General features: G+C 46.4%; 17 protein-coding genes, 1 pseudogene and 1 other annotated feature. Of the genes and pseudogenes, 13 read left to right on the top strand and 5 right to left on the bottom strand.

Annotated elements, in window-relative coordinates; genetic code table 11:
• Nucleotides 1–44: 44 nt before the first annotated feature.
• Nucleotides 45–467 (bottom strand): hypothetical protein, encoded by a 423-nt coding sequence (locus tag HDCHBGLK_RS00355; RefSeq protein ID WP_004608300.1) that lies wholly within the window; start codon nucleotides 465–467, stop codon nucleotides 45–47.
• A 173-nt stretch (nucleotides 468–640) separates the two neighbouring features.
• Nucleotides 641–876 (top strand) — a binding site (T-box leader).
• Between the two features lie 86 nt (nucleotides 877–962).
• On the opposite strand from HDCHBGLK_RS00355, the gene leuS reads away from it, so the two are divergent.
• The 6 genes from leuS to HDCHBGLK_RS00325 all read left to right on the top strand — a co-directional run bounded on the left by leuS (nucleotide 963) and on the right by HDCHBGLK_RS00325 (nucleotide 7,889).
• Complete coding sequence (gene leuS, locus HDCHBGLK_RS00350) at nucleotides 963–3,392, top strand: leucine--tRNA ligase (RefSeq protein WP_174722013.1); 2,430 nt, start codon at nucleotides 963–965, stop codon at nucleotides 3,390–3,392.
• A 345-nt stretch (nucleotides 3,393–3,737) separates the two neighbouring features.
• Nucleotides 3,738–4,589: a MerR family transcriptional regulator gene (locus HDCHBGLK_RS00345; protein WP_039910032.1), complete on the top strand. Its 852-nt coding sequence runs from the start codon at nucleotides 3,738–3,740 to the stop codon at nucleotides 4,587–4,589.
• A gap of 289 nt (nucleotides 4,590–4,878) precedes the next feature.
• Entirely contained in the window at nucleotides 4,879–6,411 is a 1,533-nt protein-coding gene (istA, locus tag HDCHBGLK_RS00340) for an IS21 family transposase (RefSeq protein ID WP_004605483.1), read from the top strand.
• On the top strand, nucleotides 6,404–7,177 hold the full coding sequence (locus tag HDCHBGLK_RS00335; protein ID WP_004605482.1) for an ATP-binding protein: 774 nt from the start codon (nucleotides 6,404–6,406) through the stop codon (nucleotides 7,175–7,177). Before istA ends, HDCHBGLK_RS00335 begins: the two co-directional genes overlap by 8 nt.
• A complete protein-coding gene (locus tag HDCHBGLK_RS00330) occupies nucleotides 7,170–7,412 on the top strand; it encodes a hypothetical protein (RefSeq protein ID WP_004604852.1) in 243 nt (80 codons plus the stop codon). The genes HDCHBGLK_RS00335 and HDCHBGLK_RS00330 overlap by 8 nt, the downstream gene beginning before the upstream one ends.
• A 183-nt stretch (nucleotides 7,413–7,595) precedes the next feature.
• Nucleotides 7,596–7,889: a hypothetical protein gene (locus HDCHBGLK_RS00325; RefSeq protein WP_004608305.1), complete on the top strand. Its 294-nt coding sequence runs from the start codon at nucleotides 7,596–7,598 to the stop codon at nucleotides 7,887–7,889.
• 125 nt (nucleotides 7,890–8,014) lie between these two features.
• On the opposite strand, the gene HDCHBGLK_RS19895 is transcribed toward HDCHBGLK_RS00325, so the two are convergent.
• From HDCHBGLK_RS19895 to HDCHBGLK_RS19890, 4 genes and pseudogenes are all read right to left on the bottom strand, one after another.
• Nucleotides 8,015–8,629, bottom strand: coding sequence for a sugar O-acetyltransferase (locus HDCHBGLK_RS19895; protein WP_004608306.1), 615 nt, complete (start codon nucleotides 8,627–8,629; stop codon nucleotides 8,015–8,017).
• A gap of 43 nt (nucleotides 8,630–8,672) precedes the next feature.
• The gene (locus HDCHBGLK_RS19595; protein ID WP_004608307.1) at nucleotides 8,673–9,134 is read right to left on the bottom strand and encodes a serine hydrolase domain-containing protein; all 462 of its coding nucleotides are present in this window, start codon (nucleotides 9,132–9,134) and stop codon (nucleotides 8,673–8,675) included.
• 41 nt (nucleotides 9,135–9,175) lie between these two features.
• Nucleotides 9,176–9,499 (bottom strand): serine hydrolase domain-containing protein, encoded by a 324-nt coding sequence (locus HDCHBGLK_RS19590; protein ID WP_004608308.1) that lies wholly within the window; start codon nucleotides 9,497–9,499, stop codon nucleotides 9,176–9,178.
• A 58-nt stretch (nucleotides 9,500–9,557) separates the two neighbouring features.
• Nucleotides 9,558–9,659, bottom strand: a pseudogene (locus HDCHBGLK_RS19890) (WCX domain-containing protein); the annotation flags it as partial.
• A gap of 88 nt (nucleotides 9,660–9,747) precedes the next feature.
• Between HDCHBGLK_RS19890 and HDCHBGLK_RS00305 the strand changes: the two are divergent.
• From HDCHBGLK_RS00305 to HDCHBGLK_RS00275, 7 genes are all read left to right on the top strand, one after another.
• Nucleotides 9,748–11,163 carry a C45 family autoproteolytic acyltransferase/hydolase gene (locus HDCHBGLK_RS00305; RefSeq protein WP_233440718.1) on the top strand — a complete coding sequence of 472 codons (1,416 nt, stop codon included), beginning with the start codon at nucleotides 9,748–9,750 and terminating at the stop codon, nucleotides 11,161–11,163.
• 355 nt (nucleotides 11,164–11,518) lie between these two features.
• The gene (locus HDCHBGLK_RS00300) at nucleotides 11,519–12,097 is read left to right on the top strand and encodes a CDP-alcohol phosphatidyltransferase family protein (protein WP_004608311.1); all 579 of its coding nucleotides are present in this window, start codon (nucleotides 11,519–11,521) and stop codon (nucleotides 12,095–12,097) included.
• Entirely contained in the window at nucleotides 12,094–13,521 is a 1,428-nt protein-coding gene (locus tag HDCHBGLK_RS00295; protein WP_004608312.1) for a phospholipase D family protein, read from the top strand. The genes HDCHBGLK_RS00300 and HDCHBGLK_RS00295 overlap by 4 nt, the downstream gene beginning before the upstream one ends.
• An 84-nt stretch (nucleotides 13,522–13,605) precedes the next feature.
• Nucleotides 13,606–14,766 carry an exonuclease SbcCD subunit D gene (locus HDCHBGLK_RS00290; RefSeq protein ID WP_004608313.1) on the top strand — a complete coding sequence of 387 codons (1,161 nt, stop codon included), beginning with the start codon at nucleotides 13,606–13,608 and terminating at the stop codon, nucleotides 14,764–14,766.
• On the top strand, nucleotides 14,763–17,942 hold the full coding sequence (locus tag HDCHBGLK_RS00285) for an AAA family ATPase (RefSeq protein ID WP_004608314.1): 3,180 nt from the start codon (nucleotides 14,763–14,765) through the stop codon (nucleotides 17,940–17,942). The genes HDCHBGLK_RS00290 and HDCHBGLK_RS00285 overlap by 4 nt, the downstream gene beginning before the upstream one ends.
• A 63-nt stretch (nucleotides 17,943–18,005) precedes the next feature.
• Nucleotides 18,006–19,142 (top strand): UDP-galactopyranose mutase, encoded by a 1,137-nt coding sequence (glf, locus tag HDCHBGLK_RS00280; RefSeq protein WP_004608315.1) that lies wholly within the window; start codon nucleotides 18,006–18,008, stop codon nucleotides 19,140–19,142.
• A 1-nt stretch (nucleotide 19,143) separates the two neighbouring features.
• Nucleotides 19,144–19,815 carry a YoaK family protein gene (locus tag HDCHBGLK_RS00275; protein WP_004608316.1) on the top strand — a complete coding sequence of 224 codons (672 nt, stop codon included), beginning with the start codon at nucleotides 19,144–19,146 and terminating at the stop codon, nucleotides 19,813–19,815.
• The last annotated feature ends 50 nt before the right edge of the window (nucleotides 19,816–19,865 follow it).

Below are 19,865 nucleotides of genomic sequence, written 5' to 3'. Positions count from 1 at the left end.
GACCGCCCTGCAATTCCATTCGCTTCGTGTATTTTCCGGTTGTTCTAGTTTAGATACTGGCAGCCTGTCTGGTCAATACCAGATAAATCTTCTTTGTTGGCGCTGATGCTTACATAGAATTCAATGTCGCATTCTTTTGAAATCTTCTTAAGGCGCTCAATGAATTCTGGCATGTTGCTTAAAGAAATATCGGCATGCTTCAGTATTCCATCGATGAATACACATTCAATATCATGGTTGGAACTGTACATGCCATATAAAAAGCCGATATACTCGTCAATATTTTCAATTGCTGGAAAATCATCCATACAGATCGTACGGATATCAAATGCAACACTTGCGGTGTCGCGATGTGTCTTTTTGATAAAAACTACGTTTCCGTTACAGCTTTTCGCCTGCTGATTAGCCTGCTCAATCATTTGTTGTGTCTTTCCGGTGCCTTTTGGGCCTGTTAATAAATTTACCATGGCAAACCTCTCCTTTATGTATCATATTATACTGAAGTTTTCAGTACCATTTACTTATGTTTATTATACACTAAAGCCAAGGCGTGAACAACTACAAAAAATAAGTTTTTCAGGAACCCTAAAATCAGGACTTGACTTATTTTAACATTCTTCATATAATAAGTAAGAATATTGTAGAAACGAAGAAGAGGAGTAGTAAGAGCCTACCGTTTTACAGAGAACTGCCGGATGGTGCAAGGCAGCAAGCGTAATCTCCCAACTCGCCTTGGAGTTCTTCTGCTGAACCCTGTATGATCGCATAGGCAGAAGCGGGCCTTCCCGTTACAGAAGATAATGAGTGCATCTGTATTTTATCAGTACGGGTGAAAAAGAGTGGTACCACGGAAGTTCAGGCCTTTTCGTCTCTTGCGAGATGAGAAGGCTTTTTCTAAGAAAGCAGTTATGCTGACAAGGCCGATGGGCCTTAATATATCAAAAGAGCAGGAGGAAAGAATAATGTCAAACGTACCTTATAATCATAAGGCAATCGAGAAAAAATGGCGTGAAAGATGGGAGCAGAATCCAGTCAACCTTAAGGCTGACGAAAAGGGGAATAAGCGGGAAAAGTACTACTGTCTGGACATGTTCCCATATCCGTCGGGAAATGGCCTTCATGTAGGACATTGGAGAGGATATGTAATCTCTGACGTATGGAGCAGATATAAGCTGCAGCAGGGATACTATATCGTGCATCCGATGGGATGGGATGCGTTCGGACTTCCAGCTGAGAACTATGCCATCAAGATGGGCGTGCATCCTGCAATCTCCACAGCAGAGAATGTAAAGAACATCAAGCGCCAGATTAACGAGATCGCTGCCCTGTATGACTGGGATATGGAAGTGAACACTACAGATCCCGAATTCTATAAATGGACCCAGTGGATCTTCGTAAAAATGTTCAAGGAAGGCCTTGCTTATGAGAAGGAATTTCCGATCAACTGGTGCCCATCCTGCAAGACCGGCCTTGCGAACGAGGAAGTTGTCAATGGCAAGTGCGAGCGCTGCGGCACGGAAGTGACCAAGAAGAATCTGCGCCAGTGGATGCTGCGGATCACCAAGTATGCGGAGCGTCTGCTCAGCGACTTAGACAAGCTGGACTGGCCGGAGAAGGTTAAGAAGATGCAGGCAGACTGGATTGGAAAGTCCTATGGAGCGGAAGTAGATTTCCCAATTGAAGGAAGAGAAGAAAAAATCACGGTCTACACCACCAGGCCGGACACCCTCTATGGCGCTACCTTCATGGTACTTGCGCCTGAGCATGAACTTTCCAAGAGCCTGGCTACGGATGAGACAAGAGAGGCGGTAGAAAAGTATATCTACGATGCGTCCATGAAGTCTAACGTAGACCGTATGCAGGATAAGGAAAAGACCGGCGTATTTACCGGAAGTTACGCGATCAACCCGCTGAACGGGGAGAAGACGCCAATCTGGCTGTCCGACTACGTTCTGGCGGATTATGGTACAGGAGCCATCATGTGCGTTCCTGCCCATGACGACCGTGACTTTGAATTTGCCACCAAGTTTGGAATTCCGATCGTCCAGGTTATCGCCAAGGACGGCAAGGAAATCGAAAATATGACAGAAGCCTATACAGAAGCGGCAGGAACCATGATCAATTCAGGAGAATGGAATGGCATGGAATCCGCGGTACTTAAGAAAGAGGCGCCACACATCATCGAGAAGCGCGGACTTGGCCGGGCAACCGTGAACTACAAGCTGCGTGACTGGGTATTCTCCCGCCAGAGATACTGGGGCGAGCCGATTCCGATCGTGCATTGCCCGGACTGCGGAGCCGTTCCGGTACCGGAAGAAGAACTTCCGCTTCGCCTGCCTGAGGTAGAATCCTATGAGCCTACCGGAACCGGAGAATCTCCACTGGCTGGAATTGACGAGTGGGTGAACTGTAAGTGCCCGGTATGTGGAAAGCCTGCCAAGCGAGAGACCAACACCATGCCTCAGTGGGCAGGGTCTTCCTGGTATTTCCTGCGCTATGTGGATAATCACAATGACAAGGAACTGGTTTCCAGAGAAAAGGCAGACGAGATGCTTCCGGTAGATATGTATATCGGCGGCGTAGAGCACGCGGTACTTCACCTTCTGTACTCCCGCTTCTATACCAAGTTTTTATATGACATCGGAGCGATCGACTTTGACGAGCCGTTCCATAAACTGTTCAATCAGGGAATGATCACCGGCAAGAATGGCATCAAGATGAGCAAGTCCAAAGGAAACGTGGTTTCCCCGGATGATCTGGTAAGAGACTACGGATGCGATTCCCTCCGGATGTATGAACTGTTCGTAGGTCCTCCGGAACTGGATGCAGAGTGGGATGACAGAGGAATCGACGGAGTAAACCGTTTCTTGAAGCGTCTCTGGAATCTTGTGATGGACAGCAAGGATGCGGATGTTAAGGCTACCAAGGATATGATCAAAGAGCGCCACAGACTGGTGTATGACATTACAACCCGTCTGGAAAGTTTCAGCCTGAATACAGCGATCTCAGGATTTATGGAGCATAACAATAAATTGATTGAGATTGCCAAGAAGGAAGGCGCGATCGATAAGGAGACATTGTCCACAATGGCAGTGCTGCTTTCCCCATTCGCCCCTCATATCGCAGAGGAAATCTGGGAGCAGCTGGGACATGAGGGTAGCGTGTTCACAGCCGGATGGCCGACTTATGACATGGAAGCCATGAAAGATGACGAGATCGAAGTGCCAGTACAGATTAATGGCAAGACAAGAGCAGTCATTTCCGTGGCAGCGGACATTTCCAAGGAAGATGCGATTGCCGAAGGAAAAGAAGCAGTGGCAGATAAATTGACAGGCACGATTGTAAAAGAAATCTATGTGCCGAAGAAAATCATTAATATCGTGATGAAATAATTTGAGAGAAAAGCTCACAACAGAATAAAGTGCTTGGAAATATTGAAAAGTTCGCTGAATATCAAGGCTTACAGACATTTTTCTTCAAAGAAAAGGTATCGTAGAATATCGTAAAATATCGTAACAGATTTTTAAAATGGAGTAAATTTGGAGTAAAAGCTGAAAGAAAATGGAGTAAATATTTCAAAAATGTAATGGGAAATGACGTAGGTAGTGAAAACATTATCTGCGTCATTTCTCATTTGTAAAAGTAAAGGCAGTATTATTGAAGATGTGATAAAATGGAAAAAATATCTTGACTCTCCAGTAACGTAACGGTTTACGATGAAAGGGAAAGGAGGACATATGAAAACAGTTAAAGAAGTATCAGAATTGACTGGAATCAGTATAAGAACATTACGATACTATGATGAAATTGATTTGTTAAAACCTGCTAAAGTAACAGAAGCAGGATACCGCTTGTATGATGAAAGGTCATTGAAAAAACTACGTCAGATTATGTTTTTTCGGGAACTAGAAGTTCCATTGTCGGAAATAAAAGCAATTATGAAAGATTCTGAAAGTGATAATCGTAAGATTCTTGAAACACAGAAGATGATGTTGGAAATGAAACGGAATCGTCTGAACGGTATTATCGAATTGATTTCTGATGTGTTGAAAGGAGAGGACAAGATGAGTTTTGAAGCATTCAATGATGATGACATTCAAAAAATAATCCAACATTCTTTAGAAATTATGAGTGAAGAGGATAAAAAAGTAATTATTGAGCGTTATGGAAATGTTGATAAGTTTAAAGAATCTGTTTCAGAAAGCTTCAAAGATGAAAAGGCGTGTGAACATTTGATTAAGATTTATGGAAGCAAAGAAAAAGCAGTAGAAGCAAGTCTGAAGTCAACAGGGCAAAGCCGAGAGGAAATGGAAGAACAAAGAATTGCAATCGATTCGGTTTATAAGCAGTTTGCCATTGCAATGGCTCAATTTGATGAAGAACTGGCAATAGAGTCAGTAAAAGCACTGGGAGAAAGTTACAAAAATATGTTTAGAGTGGAGAATCCAAGAACTTTGTTATTGGAAGTCGCCAAAGATTATCTGAATCATTCTCAGATGGAAGAACCTACAGATAAACAGTACGGAAAAGGAGTTACAAAATACATTGGTTCAGCAATATATCGGTATTATGGTGTAAATAATTTATGAAGCAAAATACTATAACAGAAAGAAGTGTTGTTTATTCAAAGTGTTTATTGTAAAATAGAATTACCGAAAGTTGCAAACGGGAATTGGAGAATGTTGCATCTCCAAATTGGAGAAAGTTGCAAGGCATTCGCTAGAAGCGCTCAGGAACGGTGTAGCGCTTGAGTGGCAGCCACCAAGTATGAGCATTCCCATGAAAAGATCCATTGCAGGTATATCCAAAAACCATTAACCTTATCTTTATTGTAGTCCAAACAATAAAGACAAGGAGGAAAGGAGAATGTCAACTACAATGGATCAGATACATCATATCAGAGATATGTTCTACCGGCAAGATAAGAACATTTCTGAAATCGCATCTGAGACCGGCCTTAACTGGAAAACGGTCAAAAAATATGTGGATATGGAGGACTTTAACAATCCATCTCCCAAACCTGCATCATCAGAGGTTCACGAATCCAAGCTTGACCCATTCAAACCTTTGATTGATGAATGGCTGCAGGCAGACAAGCTTGCACCAAGAAAGCAACGGCATACAGCCAAAAGAGTATTTAAACGCCTCAAGGATGAAGCAGATGGTTTCGGCTGCAGTTATCGGCTTGTTGCCTTATACGTCAAACAGAAGAAAGAGGAACTACGGCTAAAAAGAACCGATGGCTATATCCCTCTTAATCATCATCCCGGCGAAGCCCAGTCAGACTTTGGAACAGCCGATTTTTATGAAAATGACAGGCTTCATCACGAGGCTAAGTACCTTGTGCTCAGTTTTCCCTACAGTAACGGAGGTTTCCTCCAGCTTAATTATGGCGAAAACATGGAATGTCTTCTGGAAGGACTGGTTGCCATATTTGAGCACATCGGTGGTGTTCCCACGGAAATCTGGTTTGACAATACCAGAACCATTGTTACCGAAATCATCAAAGGTGGCGGGCGTAATGTAACAGAGCGGTTTCAACGCTTTTGTGAACACTACCGCATTAAGCCGGTTTTTATGAATCCTGAATCCGGATGGGAAAAAGGAAACGTGGAAAACAAGGTTGGCTACCTGCGCCGCAACGAACTTGTACCGGTACCCCGCTTTGATGATCTTGTGAAAGAAAACAAGCATCTTCTGGATCGTTGTGAAATCGATATGCAGCGTGAGCACTATGATGACGATGATGACCGCTTTATCAGTAAACTGTTTGAAGAAGATAAGGCTCGTTTACTGCCGCTTCCTTCCGTTCCGTTTGATACGGCACTTTACACAACGGCAACAACGGATAAATATGGAAAGTTTACTCTTGACGCAGGAAAGCACCGTTATTCTGCTTCACCGGCTTTCTGTGAGTCCATTGTAAATCTCAAGATTACATCCTCTGATGTGATTGTCATGGACAAAGATATGCACGAAGTGGTGCGTCATAAGCGCCTTTACGGCAATGAACATGAAAGAATGGACTGGCTGCCATACCTTACATATATCGCCAGGAAACCCCGTTCTCTTCGAAACAGCGGCATATATGACATGATGCCACAAACCATGCAGATATACATGGATAACTGCGAAAGCAAGGAACGCGGACGTGTCCTGAAGGTGCTTGCAGAACTTACGGAAAGAACCGGGTTTGCTAGTGCTGTCAGAACAGTTGACGAAGCAGTCCGGCTGAATGCCACAGATCCGGACAGTCTGCAGAGCCTTTACAGGCGAACCTATGCAGATGTACCGCTTCTGCCTCCGCTTGAAAACAAAGTTTTACTGCCACAGCAGAAGGTCATTCCGTTCAGAAATGATCTGAAAATGCTGGATGCCGCCCTTAAGAAGGGAGGTGTCTCAAATGGCTGATATAGAAAAATCCATTGCAGCATGCTGCAAACAGCTCAAGCTGTCCACGAACTTTGCAGGACAGGCTTTCGAGCAGAAAGGAGACACACCGCAGGAATACCTTTTAAACCTCCTGACAAACGAAATTGAATACCGTACAGCAAAAAGGAAGAGCAAGTTCCTCAATACCGCCGGCTTCCCACGTAGATACCGCGTGGAGGAATTCAGGGCAGATGAGATAGATTTCCCGGAAGACGTCAGCTTCCAAAGCCTGTTAGACCTGGAGTTTTATCATACAGGAAAAAATGTCATCATGTATGGAGGAACAGGAACCGGTAAAACAATGCTTTCCATTCTGATTGGAATGTCTGCATGTAATCAGGAAATTCCGGTAAGATTCTACCGCACTGCCGGACTTATCAATCTCTTTTCCGAGAGTCAGAGCAGCGGAAAGCTTACTGCACTGAAAAAGAAGCTTAACAGTGCCCGGATACTGATTCTGGATGAATTCGGATATGTTCCGTATGACCGCACCGGTTCACAGCTTCTGTTTGATTATCTTTCTGAGATACACGAGCAGAAATCGGTGATTTTAAACACGAATCTTGAATTCTCACAGTGGGTGAACGTTCTTTATGACCAACGGATGACAACAGCACTGATTGGCAGGCTCACCCACCATGTGGAACTGATTCTGTTCCCGGGGATCAATAATCGGTTACGTGAATCAAGCATCAATGCAACTCTTTCAAGAATCAGCAGTCAGGAGGCAGGTAACAATGGCTAAAAATAAAAAAGTTATCAAAGAACAGAAAAAATATCAAAACCTTCAGGAACGCTATGAGGAGATGAATGATTATCTTCTTGATCTCATAGAAGATCACCGATGCGCAGAAGAAGATCTGAGATATCTAAATGATTTTATCCATTATAAAGAGCTGGATGAGGAGTTCCGCTATTTCAGGGAACATGCACATGAAGATGAAAACTCGGAACTTCCGTTTCCATATCTCACGCTATAACAACTAAATATGGTCTGCAATGGCTATGTAGCTGGCAGAATAGCTGCCAGCCGAGGCCTTGCAACTTTCTCCAATTTGGAGATGCAACATTCTCCAAAAATATTTTGCATTTTTCTCCAAAAAGTGCTTGCAAAAAACATTCAAAGTCTTTTACATACATTTAACTGGTAAAAGGCATAGAAAATGTTAAAATTATTTGGTAATTGTGGAAATTATTGGTTTTTTATTTCGAAAAGATATGAAATGAGTGAAAAAGTAGACAGAGGAATAGAAATTTGTTATTGGAAATTAAGCTATAGACGGAAATTTATTAGAACATTGTGGTTGATTCTTATAGGTATTATTATAATTGTTGGGTTTTATAAAGAATTTGATATAAATATCTTCACAGGGATAATTGAAATTGTGATTTTTAGTGTAATTCTTATGCAGGCTTTTTATAATTACAAGAAATGGAAGAATGAAATTAGGCAATAAAGCGTATTTGATTAGTATGTAGTGAGGTCAAGGAACAAGGCGAAGCGGACTTGAAAGGTCGGAAACCTTGCAAGTCCTCTTGTTCTAACAAACTGTCCCCCCTTAAATTTCTCGCCGCTTCAATATTAAGGCCGATCTACAGGCGGGAACTTCCGGTTCTTGAAGTAGTACTCCCGGTCATACTCGCCGATTTCCCGCAGGATCCGGCAGGGGTTGCCCACTGCAACAACATTAGAAGGAATATCCTTTGTAACCACGCTGCCAGCGCCGATCACGACGTTGTCGCCGATGGTGATGCCGGGCACGATAATGGCGCCGGCGCCAATCCAGCAGTTTCTCCCAATGCGTACGGGGAAATTATATTGATATCCTTCCTGCCTGGACTCAGGACAGATAGGATGACCTGCAGTAGCTACCGTCACATTAGGGCCGAACATGGTATAGTCCCCCACATAAATGTGGGTATCATCTACCAGCGTCAGGTTGAAATTGGCATAGATGCTATGACCGAAATGCACATGCCTGCCACCGAAGTTTGTATGCAGAGGCGGCTCGATATAGCAGTCCTCCCCAATTTCCGCGAACATTTCTTTCAACATTTCTTTTCTTTTTTCCTGCTCCGTGGGGCGCGTCATATTAAAATCATATAATTTTTCAAGGTATGCCAGTTGTTCCTTCATCAGCGTCTCATCTCCGGGGTAGTATAATTCTCCGCTGTGCATTTTTTCTTTAATATTCATACGGCTGTTCTCCTATTCTATGGAAATATATATTTAGTTATCATTATACCTCAAACATTGGTTCTATGTAACTCTGAATCAACTCTATCCTATCCCTGGCCTTGCGCTTAAAAAGAGAAGAAATGGAGACCACCATGTTTTTCTTGGTATTGACATAGGTGACATTCCCGCCATCCCCCATTGCCGCATAGCCGTCCGCATGAACCCACCACAAATATCCATAAGGCAGATTGCGATTTTTCCACCGGCTATGTTCTTTTGTACTCTCGCGCACCCAGTGTTCCGGCACGATCCGTTTTCCATTCCACGTTCCGCCATTCAGATATAATTGCCCGATTCTGTCCATATCCGCCGGAGAGAGGGTAAGTCCCCAGCCTGCCGCATTGACTCCTGCGGAATCGATGACCCAACCGCTGATATCGGTCGCTTTGTTAAATGCCTGCTGTTCCTTTGCATTATGGAAAAGGAGATTTCTCTCAACCGTGATTCCCAGAGGCCGAAACAAGTTTTCTGCTGCGAAATCGAATACAGACTGTCCGGTTGCTTTTATAAAATCTGTCCCCGGCCTCCCAGCAGGTCAAGCGTAATATTCTGTATCGTCGTCTCCCTTTTTTTGACTGGGTAATCCGGGAAAAAATCCAATACTTTCTGCTCCACGTTTTTGATGTATCCTTTATCCATGGCAATTCCAATCAATATGGAAATAATGCTCTTGGTTACGGAATAGACGTGGCAGCGGCTGGCGGCAGTACATCCGTTAAAATAGCCTTCATACAGCGTCTTGCCGTTCTTTAATACCATCATTCCCGCGATGTTTCCATAGTCACGAAGAATGATTTTTTCAAGTTCCTGCATCTTATCCTGCTTCATATTTTTTCTCCTTAAAGTGATTAAGGACGTCCTTGAAATAAAGGATAACTTGATTGTCCTAATTTCCGTATAGGGCAGCCAGTTTTTGGATCCTGCGCTTCATTTCTGTACGGATATGTAACGGCTCCAAACATTCACATTTATCCCCGAAACTTTCCTGGGTTGGATAATTAGATTTCAAGCGAATTGGAGCGAGATGACCTGGAAATTATAACAAGAGAAGTAGAATTATGAGGGAAGTATTTATTATGGAAAGAAATAGATTCGCAAGGGATGGATGGGAATTTATCCATATCGAGGGAGCGCCTTTTGACCGGGGTGTCTCCTATGGGAGGCTCATGGCAAAAGAAATCACAAATGCCATAAGGGAGGCGTCCCGGCTGGTAATGCTCCAGACGGGCATAGAATGGGAGTTTTTGAAAGAAAGCGAGATCAGTATTTTGCATAAATGGAAGGAGCACTTATGCAGGAAGCCTTACAAAGAATTTATGGAAGAAATGCAGGGCATGGTACAGGGAGTCAGGCAAGTCATACCGGACTGTCCAGTGACGCTGGATGATCTGATTCTGTGGAATGGGTATGAGGAACTTACCGGTTCCTGGATCCCCAACGCAGCGCCAGAACTCTATGATAGCCTGGACGTACAGCATGGTATCCGGCATGCAGGCGGAAGAACCTTGAAAAGATTTCCTTCTGGAGCTGGGGATCACTGCAGCGCATTTATAGCAACGGGGACATACACGACTGATGGAAGGATTGTTATGGCACACAATAGATTTACGCCGTATGAGAATAGCAATTATATGAATGTAGTAGTAGATCTGGCTCCGGCAGAAGGGAATCACTTTCTCATGCAGTCCTGCCCGGGTTATATCCATAGCCTTTCCGATTTCTATGAGATCCGGGTTGGAGAGGGAAGAGGACTGATGATAACAGAGACCACCATTGGAGGATTCAATGCTTATGACTGCGACGGCGCGCCAGAGTTCGCGAGGATTCGGCGAGCCGTCCAGTATGCGGAATGCCTGGATGAATTCGTAGAACTTTTCTGGGAAGACAATAACGGCGGGTATGCCAATACCTGGCTGGCAGGGGACATTGAGACTGGAGAGATCATGCGGTTTGAGGCAGGTCTTAAGTTTTATCATATAGACAGGACCTCTGATGGATATTATGCAGGCTTTAATGCACCTTTGGATCCTAGAATCCGCAACTTGGAATGCGAGAACAGCGGTTTCGCGGATATCCGGCGGCACCAGGGAGCAAGACAGGTTCGCCTTCCCTGGCTCCTGGAAGAATATAAGGGGAGGATAGATAATCTGGCTGCGCAGGAGATTCTGGCGGATCATTTCGATGTATACCTGAATAGGGAGAATCCATGCTCCCGAACGGTATGCGCCCATTATGAACTGGATGACAGGGCGTACATGAGCCAGCCGGGGAGGCCGGTTCCCTTCCAGCCAAGGGGAGCGGTGGATGCGGTGACCGCCGACAGCGAGGACGCGAAGGAACTGAGTTTATGGGCCAGATGGGGGAGTCCCTGCGGGATGCCTTTTTATGCGGAGGAATTTCTGAAGAAGCATCCGCAGTTCGAGTATCTGAGAGAATTTCTGAAAGACAGGCCGAGCCGGTCGTGGACAAGACTAAAGAGCGATATGCGGTAGAAAAGGAACCTGAAAGTATCAATTGTAAGGAAAGCAAAGCCAGTCCGAGGCGAAGAACCGCACTCGGGCTGGCTGGTTAATGCTTGAATATTCCAAAAGAGGCAGAACAGCAACTGATGGCAGTGTGCTGGGGGATCCGAACTATGCAGTCATAGCGAAGATCCAGGTTAGCAGGTCTCTTGCAGACGTATAGCTTGCAAAAATATGAAAATAGAAGTATAGTAAAGGAAAAAAATAAATTCAAGCAATACAATTACTTAAAAACAGGAGGCTTACATATGGATGAGACAGAAAAGGGCGGACGCCTCTACTATGTGCAGGAAGCAAGACAAATGCTGGAAGGGATGAATGTACGGTGAGACAAGACTGGAAGCGGGAATATTTTTCAGTCCCGAATCTGATGGGATACTTCAGGATCATACTGATACCTGTATACTTATGGCTTTATTTTAACGCAAGCGGGACGGCGGATTATGTGAAGGCTGCCGCGGTGATCGGAATCTCAGGGCTTACGGACTGCTTTGACGGAAAGATTGCAAGGCGGTTCGATCTGATTACAGAATGGGGAAAGATCCTGGACCCCATAGCGGACAAACTGACCCTTGGGGCAGTCATCTTAAGCCTGACTTTTCGCTATCCATTGATGCGTGCGGTAGTACTGCTGTATATCGTCAAAGAAGGCTATATGCTCATTATGGGAGGCCTGATGATGAAAAAAGGACGGCATATGGACGGTGCCCAGTGGTATGGAAAGGTATGCACCGCATACACCTATGTAATGATATTCCTTCTTCTTCTGATACCAGGGCTGCCGGCTATGGCGACTAAGGCCATGATAGGCCTCTGCTGCCTGATTATGCTGTTTACATTGGCAAGTTATGTGCTGTTTTACGGGCGCATGCGAAAAGAAGCAGGAGAAGAGGAATCACATTGAAGAAGAGACTGAGGTTTAAATTGAGGTATTTGGTATTTATCATTGTGGCATTCATTCTATATGTGCTATTGGGAATCATACTGTCCTATATCAGGCATCCCCAGGTGAGCAAAGAATATCAGGAGGGCTTCGACCCCAAGGAATACTATTCGGATCAGGCTTCCTGCGACAGGGCCTGCGTGATCGAAGATAATGAAGAGGCGTTGAAAGAACGATTGAATATGTTTGCACAGGCGAAGGACCGGATTATTCTGTCCACCTTTGACTTTCATGCAGATAAGAGCGGAAAGGACGTGATCGCCGCATTGATCGAGGCGGCAGACCGGGGCGTGGATGTAAAGATTCTGGTGGACGGATTCTCGGCGCTGCAGCAGATGGATGGCAATGCATATTTTCAGGCGCTGTCCACCATGGACAAGGTGGAGATCAGGATCTATAACCGGATTAATCTGCTGATGCCCTGGAAGAGCATGGGACGACTTCATGACAAATATGTGATCATAGACGACGATCTCTATCTGCTGGGAGGCAGGAACACCTATGATTATTTCCTGGGAGATCATGGATATAAGAATTATGACAGGGATGTGCTGGTCTATACGCCAGAACCTGAAAATCAGGAAAGTTCCATCCACCAGTTGGAAGAGTACTTTGAGTCTGTATGGAATCTTGATGTCTGCAAGCCTTTTTATAACGATTCGAAGAATGCATCCAAAGAGAAAGTGGCCCAGGCCAGGGAGGAATTAAAGAAGCGGTACCAGAAGATGAACAAGGAGTTTCCGGACATGGGGAAAGCGCGTGACTATGCAGAGCGTACTTTTGAAGTGAACCGCATTACGCTTCTTTACAACCCCACCCATGTATACTCCAAGGAACCGACGCTGTTCTATTCCCTGAAGCGGCTGATGGAAGAGACGGATGAGGAAGTGGCGATCCATACGCCCTATGTCATCTGCAATGACTGGATGTACCAGTCATTTGCGGAAATCTGCGAGGAAAATCCCAATGTAACCATGATGACCAATTCGGTTGCCAATAATGGGAATCCTTTTGGAGCGTCAGATTATCAGAAAAATAAAGGAAGGCTTCTGGAGACAGGCCTTAAAATCCAGGAGTATGAAGGCGGGGTGTCTTACCATGGAAAGAGTATTACCATAGGAGATGAACTTGCGATTGTAGGCTCGTTTAATATGGACATGAGAAGCGCATATCTGGATACGGAACTGATGCTGGTGGTTGACAGTAAGGAAGTAACTAGTCAGCTAAAGGGCTATATGGATGCATATGAGGCAGATTCTGTAAAAGTCCTGGACGAAGAGCATTATGAGATCCCGGAAGGAGTCGAGAGGCAGGAACTGACTAAAAAGCGGGAACAGCGAATCCGCCTTGTCGGCATGTTCAATTGGTTCCGGTTCCTGATGTAGGCCAAGGCGGATTATAGAATAGGCATTCGTGCCGATCATATCTGCAATCGTCTCCGATGCGAAATATAGGAAGGACTGGTGACCATGAGATTTTTTCATCTTTCAGACTTGCATATCGGCAAGCAGCTGCACCGTTATAATTTAAGAGAGGATCAGGAGGCCATACTGGAGGAAGTGGTGGCGTATGCGAAAGACCTCCGTCCGGATGCCATCATCATTGCAGGAGACATCTATGACAAATCTGTGCCTTCAGCGGAAGCGGTCGCCGTCTTCGACGAATTTCTGACCTCTCTTTCTGAGATTACCCCGGCTATTCCGTTACTCATCATCAGTGGAAACCATGATTCGGCCCAGAGGCTTGATTATGCTTCCGACATTCTGAAAAACCACCAGATCTATCTTGCGGGGACGGCTCCAAGGACAGAGGGAGAGCACATACGCAAGGTGACGCTAAACGATGAATATGGCGAGGTGGATTTTTATCTGCTGCCGTTTTTGAAGCCTTCCTATGTAAGAAACGTATTTCCGGAAGAACCGCCTCAGACTTATGGGGATGCTGTCGCAGAACTGATCAGGCGAGAAGAGATTGACTACTGCGGCAGGCGCAACGTGCTGATCTCCCATCAATTCTATACGGGAAATGAACTGCCGAAGACTTGCGATTCGGAGACATTTTCTGTAGGAGGAATCGATAATGTGGATATTGGGGCGGTAAAGGCGTTTGACTATGTGGCTCTGGGGCATCTGCACGGCGCCCAGTGCGTGGGCATGCCTCATATCTGCTACTGCGGCACGCTGCTGAAATATTCGGTCAGCGAGTCTGGCCAGGAAAAGGCGCTTACGCTGGTAACCCTTTCCCAGAAGGGCGCGCCTCCCAAAGCAGAGCGGCTTGCGCTTCATCCTCTCCGGGATGTCAAAAAGAAGAGGGGGAATCTAGCGGAGATTCTTGAGGGAGCGAATGAAAAGGAGCGGGATGATTATGTCAGCATTACGCTGACTGACGAGGTGGATCCCTATAAGCCCAAAGAACAGCTGGAAGAAGTATTTGACCGGATCCTGGAGGTAAAGGCAGACAATACCAGAACCAGAAATAAGCTGCGGGAGATGGACGAGGAACTGGTGCTTAAAGACCCCCTGGAGACATTCTGTGATTTCTATCAGGAGATGCAGGGCAGACAGCTTGCACAGGAAGAATTGGAAATTATGAAGAAGATGTTTGACGAGGCGGAGGGAGAAGAGCGATGAAGCCGATCAGATTAGTGATGTCAGCCTTCGGCTCCTATGCAGAAGTGACGACGATAGATTTTCAGGGAGTGCAGCAAGGGCTGTTCCTGATAACCGGGGATACGGGATCCGGGAAGACGACCATATTTGATGCCATTACTTATGCGCTGTATGACCAGACCAGCGGCGGAGCGCGGGACGGGAATATGATGCGCAGCCAGTATGCTTCGGAAGATATGGGTACTTATGTGGAATACACATTCTCCTATCAGGGAAAGGAATATACGATCCGCAGGAATCCGGAATATATCCGGCTGGGAAAACGGCGCTATGCGGACGGCTCTCCCAGATATGTGAAGGAACCTTCCAAGGTTGAACTGATCCTGCCGGATGGGAGCGTCTTTCAAGGCAAAAAGCGGGAGACGGATCAGAAGATCGAGGAGATCATCGGCCTGGATTCGGTTCAATTTACCCAGATTGCCATGATCGCCCAGGGAGATTTCCTGAAACTTCTGCATGCCGAATCTAAAGAGCGCAAGAAAATATTTACGAAAATATTCCAGACCAGGCTCTATTACAGGGTGCAGGAGGAATTAAAGAAAAACGCGGGCAGGCTCTACTATCAACTGGAAGATAATCTGCGCGAGATCAGGCAGGAAATAGAGCGGGTGGAAGTGGAGAAGGCCCTTCCTTCAAAAGAACGGTGGGAAGAGATAAAAAGCCTTGCCGTCCTGCCTTATGAAGAGGTAAAAGCGACGCTGGAAGAAATCCTGCAAGAAGGACGGGCTTTGGAAAAGGAGAAACAGAAAATATCTGACAGGCTGGCAAAAAGGCTGGATCAGTTAAAGAGCAAGAAGCTGGAAGCAGAGGCACGCAATGAACTCTTCCAAACCTATGAGAATATGAAAGAATCCTGGCAGGAACTTGGAAAGGAGAAGGAGAGATACCAGGAATCAGAAAGAAGACTTGCGCAGGCGAGACGGGCGGAAAAGGCATCTTCTGCGGAGGAGGCGCTTGCACAGGCAAGGATGAATCTTGACAGGGGAAGGAAGACCCTGCGTATAACGGAAGAAAAACTGGAGGAAGCACAAATCCTGGCGGAAGCATTAAAAGCCGTAAAGAGTAAGAAGGAGCAGGAATTTCTGGATTGGAAGGCAGAATGCGAAGCGGGGATTATCAGAATCCAAGATGCCCTGCCCCGGTACGAACAGATAGAAGCCTTGAAAGAGCAGCAAGAAGCGCTTGGAAAAGCACTGGAGAAAAAGCAGGGGGTCCTTCAAGAAGCAGAAACGAAGGAGGACGGCTTGAAGCACTCCAGAGAGGAAGCGCGAAGGGCACAGGAATTATACGAAGTAAGCAAGATGAATGTGGAAGCCCTGGGGATGAAAAAGGAGCAATGCTCCCACCGGCTTTTACAGTTGAAAGAACTGAAAGGTTCCTTTGACACGCTTTTGTCGCTGGAGGAAGAATGTCGCAGGAAGCGCTGCAGGTCAGAAGAGGATCGGAAATCCTATCTGAGCGCGGCAGCGCTCTATGAGGCAAAGTACCAGGCCTTTCTGGATGAACAGGCGGGCATCCTTGCCCAGGGGCTTGAAGCAGGGGATCCTTGTCCTGTATGCGGCGCCACAAGCCATCCCGCCCTCCAGCCGTTAAAGGAAGGAGCGCCTGCCCAGCAGGAGGTGGAAGAAGCCAGGGAAAGCAGGAATCTGGCAGAGAGGAGAAGGGATGCCTCTGCTGCTGCCTTCCAGGAGGCGGCCATCCGTTATGGTTCTGGAAAGAACGCCTTTTTAAGGGGGTACCGGGAACTGACGGAGGATGAGCCGGATGAAGGAATGCTGCCTTCGGAGGCAATCTGTCATAGGATTCTGGAGGCAGAAAGGCAATGCCAAGAAGCGTATCATAAGGTCTCTTGGGCATATGAGAAGGCAGACAAAGAGGCTAAGCTGCATGAAGAGGCAAAAACTCTGGAACGGCAGATAGAGGATCAGCTGGCCGTGCTGAAAGAACAGCACTCCAAACTGGAGGCAGAACAAGGAGAACTTAAAAAGCAGTATCAGCAGATCCAGGCGGATCTTGCGGCAAAGTGCCAGGGATTGCCGTTTCTATCCCAAGAGCAGGCCAAAGAGCGCCTGACAGAGCTAGAAGATGAACTTCAACTTTTGAAGCAGGCCTATGAACGGGCAAAGGCCGAGGAAAAAGAATCTATGGTGACCGTGCGGAGGCTGGAAGGCCAGAAAAAAAGTAGTCAGGAAGCAGTGGAAGAACTTGACAGAGAGGCAGGAATAAGAAGCGAGGCATGGAACCAGGCGCTAAAGGTGCAAGGCTTTGCGGACGAGGCCGCATACCAGGCCGCAAGAATGCCGGAAGAAGAAACGGCGCTCTTGGAACAGAAGATTCAGGAATACCGCGTCAAGGTAAATGAGACCGCGGGCATGATTAAGACGATAGAAGCGCAGCTGGAAGGGATGGAGCCGGCGGATACAGACAAGATACTAGAAGAGATCCAGAAGGCCGAGACGGATGCGCAGGCGGTACAGAATGAATCCATGCGCCTCTACAGCATGAATCGGAAGAACCAGGGCGTAAAGGAGCATCTGAAGCAGTATCTGGATAAGAAAGGAATCCTAAGGAGCCAGTATGAAATGCTGGAAAACTTAAGCAGGACGGCCAACGGCAGTCTGAGCGGGACGGTAAAGATGGATTTTGAAACCTATGTCCAGAGGCAGTACTTCCGGCAGATCATCCATGCGGCCAATCAGAGGCTGGTGCGTATGACATCCAATGAATTTATCCTGCAATGCCGGGAAGTAGGCAATTTAAGCAGCCAGGGCCAGGCCGGACTTGACCTGGATGTGTACCATATGGCCAGCGCGTCCGTAAGGGATGTAAAAACCTTATCTGGCGGTGAGTCTTTTATGGCGTCCCTGGCAATGGCCCTGGGGCTTGCGGACATCGTGCAGAATACAGCCGGCGCCATCCGCCTGGATACCATGTTCGTGGACGAGGGCTTCGGGTCTCTGGACGATACAGCCAGGGAACAGGCCATCCGGGTTCTTCATGATCTGGCCGGCGACAAGAGGCTGGTAGGCATCATTTCCCATGTGAATGAACTGAAGGAGCAGATTGACTGCAAGCTTCAGGTGACAAAGACGGAGAAGGGAAGCCAGGCCAAATGGTCTGATGGGGTTATCCGTTGAAATATAAAAGCAGAAGGGGTATAATAATCACCAGAAATAATCAGGGAAGGTGCAGATGCAAAGATGAAGTACGACTATTTGGTAGTAGGGGCGGGACTGTTTGGCGCAATATTTGCCTATGAAGCGAATAAGGCTGGCAAGAAAGTCCTGGTGATTGATCGCAGGCCTCATGTAGGAGGCAACATTTACACGGAAGAAGTGGAAGGGATCCAAGTTCATAAGTATGGAGCGCATATCTTCCATACTTCGGACAAAGAAGTATGGGATTATATACAGCAATTTGCGGAATTCAACCGGTATACGAACTGTCCGGTTGCCAGATACAAGGATGAAATGTATAATCTGCCTTTTAACATGAACACATTCAGCAAAATGTGGGGAATCAAGACCCCGGAAGAGGCAAAGGAGATCATAGACCGCCAGATCAAAGAGGCAGGCATCAAGGAGCCCGCAAACCTGGAAGAACAGGCCATATCCCTGGTGGGGCGGGATATCTATGAGAAACTGATTAAGGGATATACGGAGAAGCAGTGGGGAAAGCGGGCAAGCGAACTGCCAAGTTTCATTATCCGCCGCCTTCCGGTGAGGTATGTGTATGACAATAACTATTTTAACGATCAATATCAGGGAATTCCCATCGGCGGCTATACGCAGATTATAGAAAAGATGCTGGAAGGCGTGGAGGTGCGCCTGGGCGTGGACTTCTTTGAAGATAGGGAGATATTGGAAAGCGAGGCGGATCATATTGTATTCACTGGCATGATTGACGCCTTCTACGATTATTGCTATGGGGAACTGGAATACCGCAGCCTCCGGTTTGAGACGGAAACACTGGATATGGAAAATTACCAGGGCAATGCCGTAGTAAATTATACGGAGTACGAGATTCCTTATACCAGGATCATCGAGCATAAGCATTTTGAATATGGATGCCAGGGAGGATATGGGAACACAGGGACGCCGGCCATCCAAAAGACCGTGATCACCAGAGAATATCCGGCCGCCTGGGAGAAGGGCGCCCAGCCATATTACCCAATGAATGACGAGAAAAACAATGCGCTGTATGAAAGATACAGGGAACTGGCAGAAAAGGAAGAGCATGTCATTTTCGGCGGGAGGCTTGGACTGTACCGGTACTATGATATGCACCAGGTGATTGCAGAAGCATTGAAGTGTGTAAAGGAGAATCTATACGGATAAGATGGAGCGAGAACAAGAGATTACAGCAATTCCGATTCATGAGACCTTTCGGGTCGCTGCCCTGCTTGCAGTGGTAGGAGGGTTTCTGGACGCATACACCTATATTCTGAGGGGAGGCGTATTTGCCAATGCCCAGACTGGAAACATCGTCCTTTTGGGCGTCCATATGGCAGACGGGGACTACAGGCAGGCGTTGTACTATGTGGTTCCGATCATAGCGTTTTCCATAGGAGTGTTTATCACAGAGGTCCTTAAAAAATACTTCTCCAGCCGGGAATTCGCGATGTACGAGCACTGGATCATAGCAATCGAGGTGCTGCTGCTTTTGATCATAGGATTTATTCCGCCGTCTATGCCTGATGGCGTGGTAAATGTTACGATCTCTTTCGTATGTTCCCTTCAAGTCAACAGTTTCAGAAAGATCAAAAACCTTCCTTATGCGACCACCATGTGTACCGGAAACTTGCGTTCAGGGACTGAGAAACTTTTCCGATGCCTGATCAATAAAGAGCAAGGGACAGGACTTGAAGCCGCCCATTACTTTGGGATTATCGCGCTTTTTATCCTGGGCGCAATGCTGGGCACGGTGATGTCAGGTATGCTTGGGATCAAAAGCATCTGGTTTTGCTGCTGCCTTCTGGCAATCGTTTTTACCGCAATGTGGAGGAACTGAATGAATCCATCAAACAAGAAAGCCTGCAGGGAAGCGGATGCTTAATCAGC

The organism is [Clostridium] scindens ATCC 35704 (genome assembly GCF_004295125.1).
Lineage (GTDB): Bacteria > Bacillota > Clostridia > Lachnospirales > Lachnospiraceae > Clostridium_AP > Clostridium_AP scindens.
The sequence above is the reverse complement of the archived record's forward strand: the minus strand, read 5'-3'. Positions and strand labels throughout refer to the sequence as shown.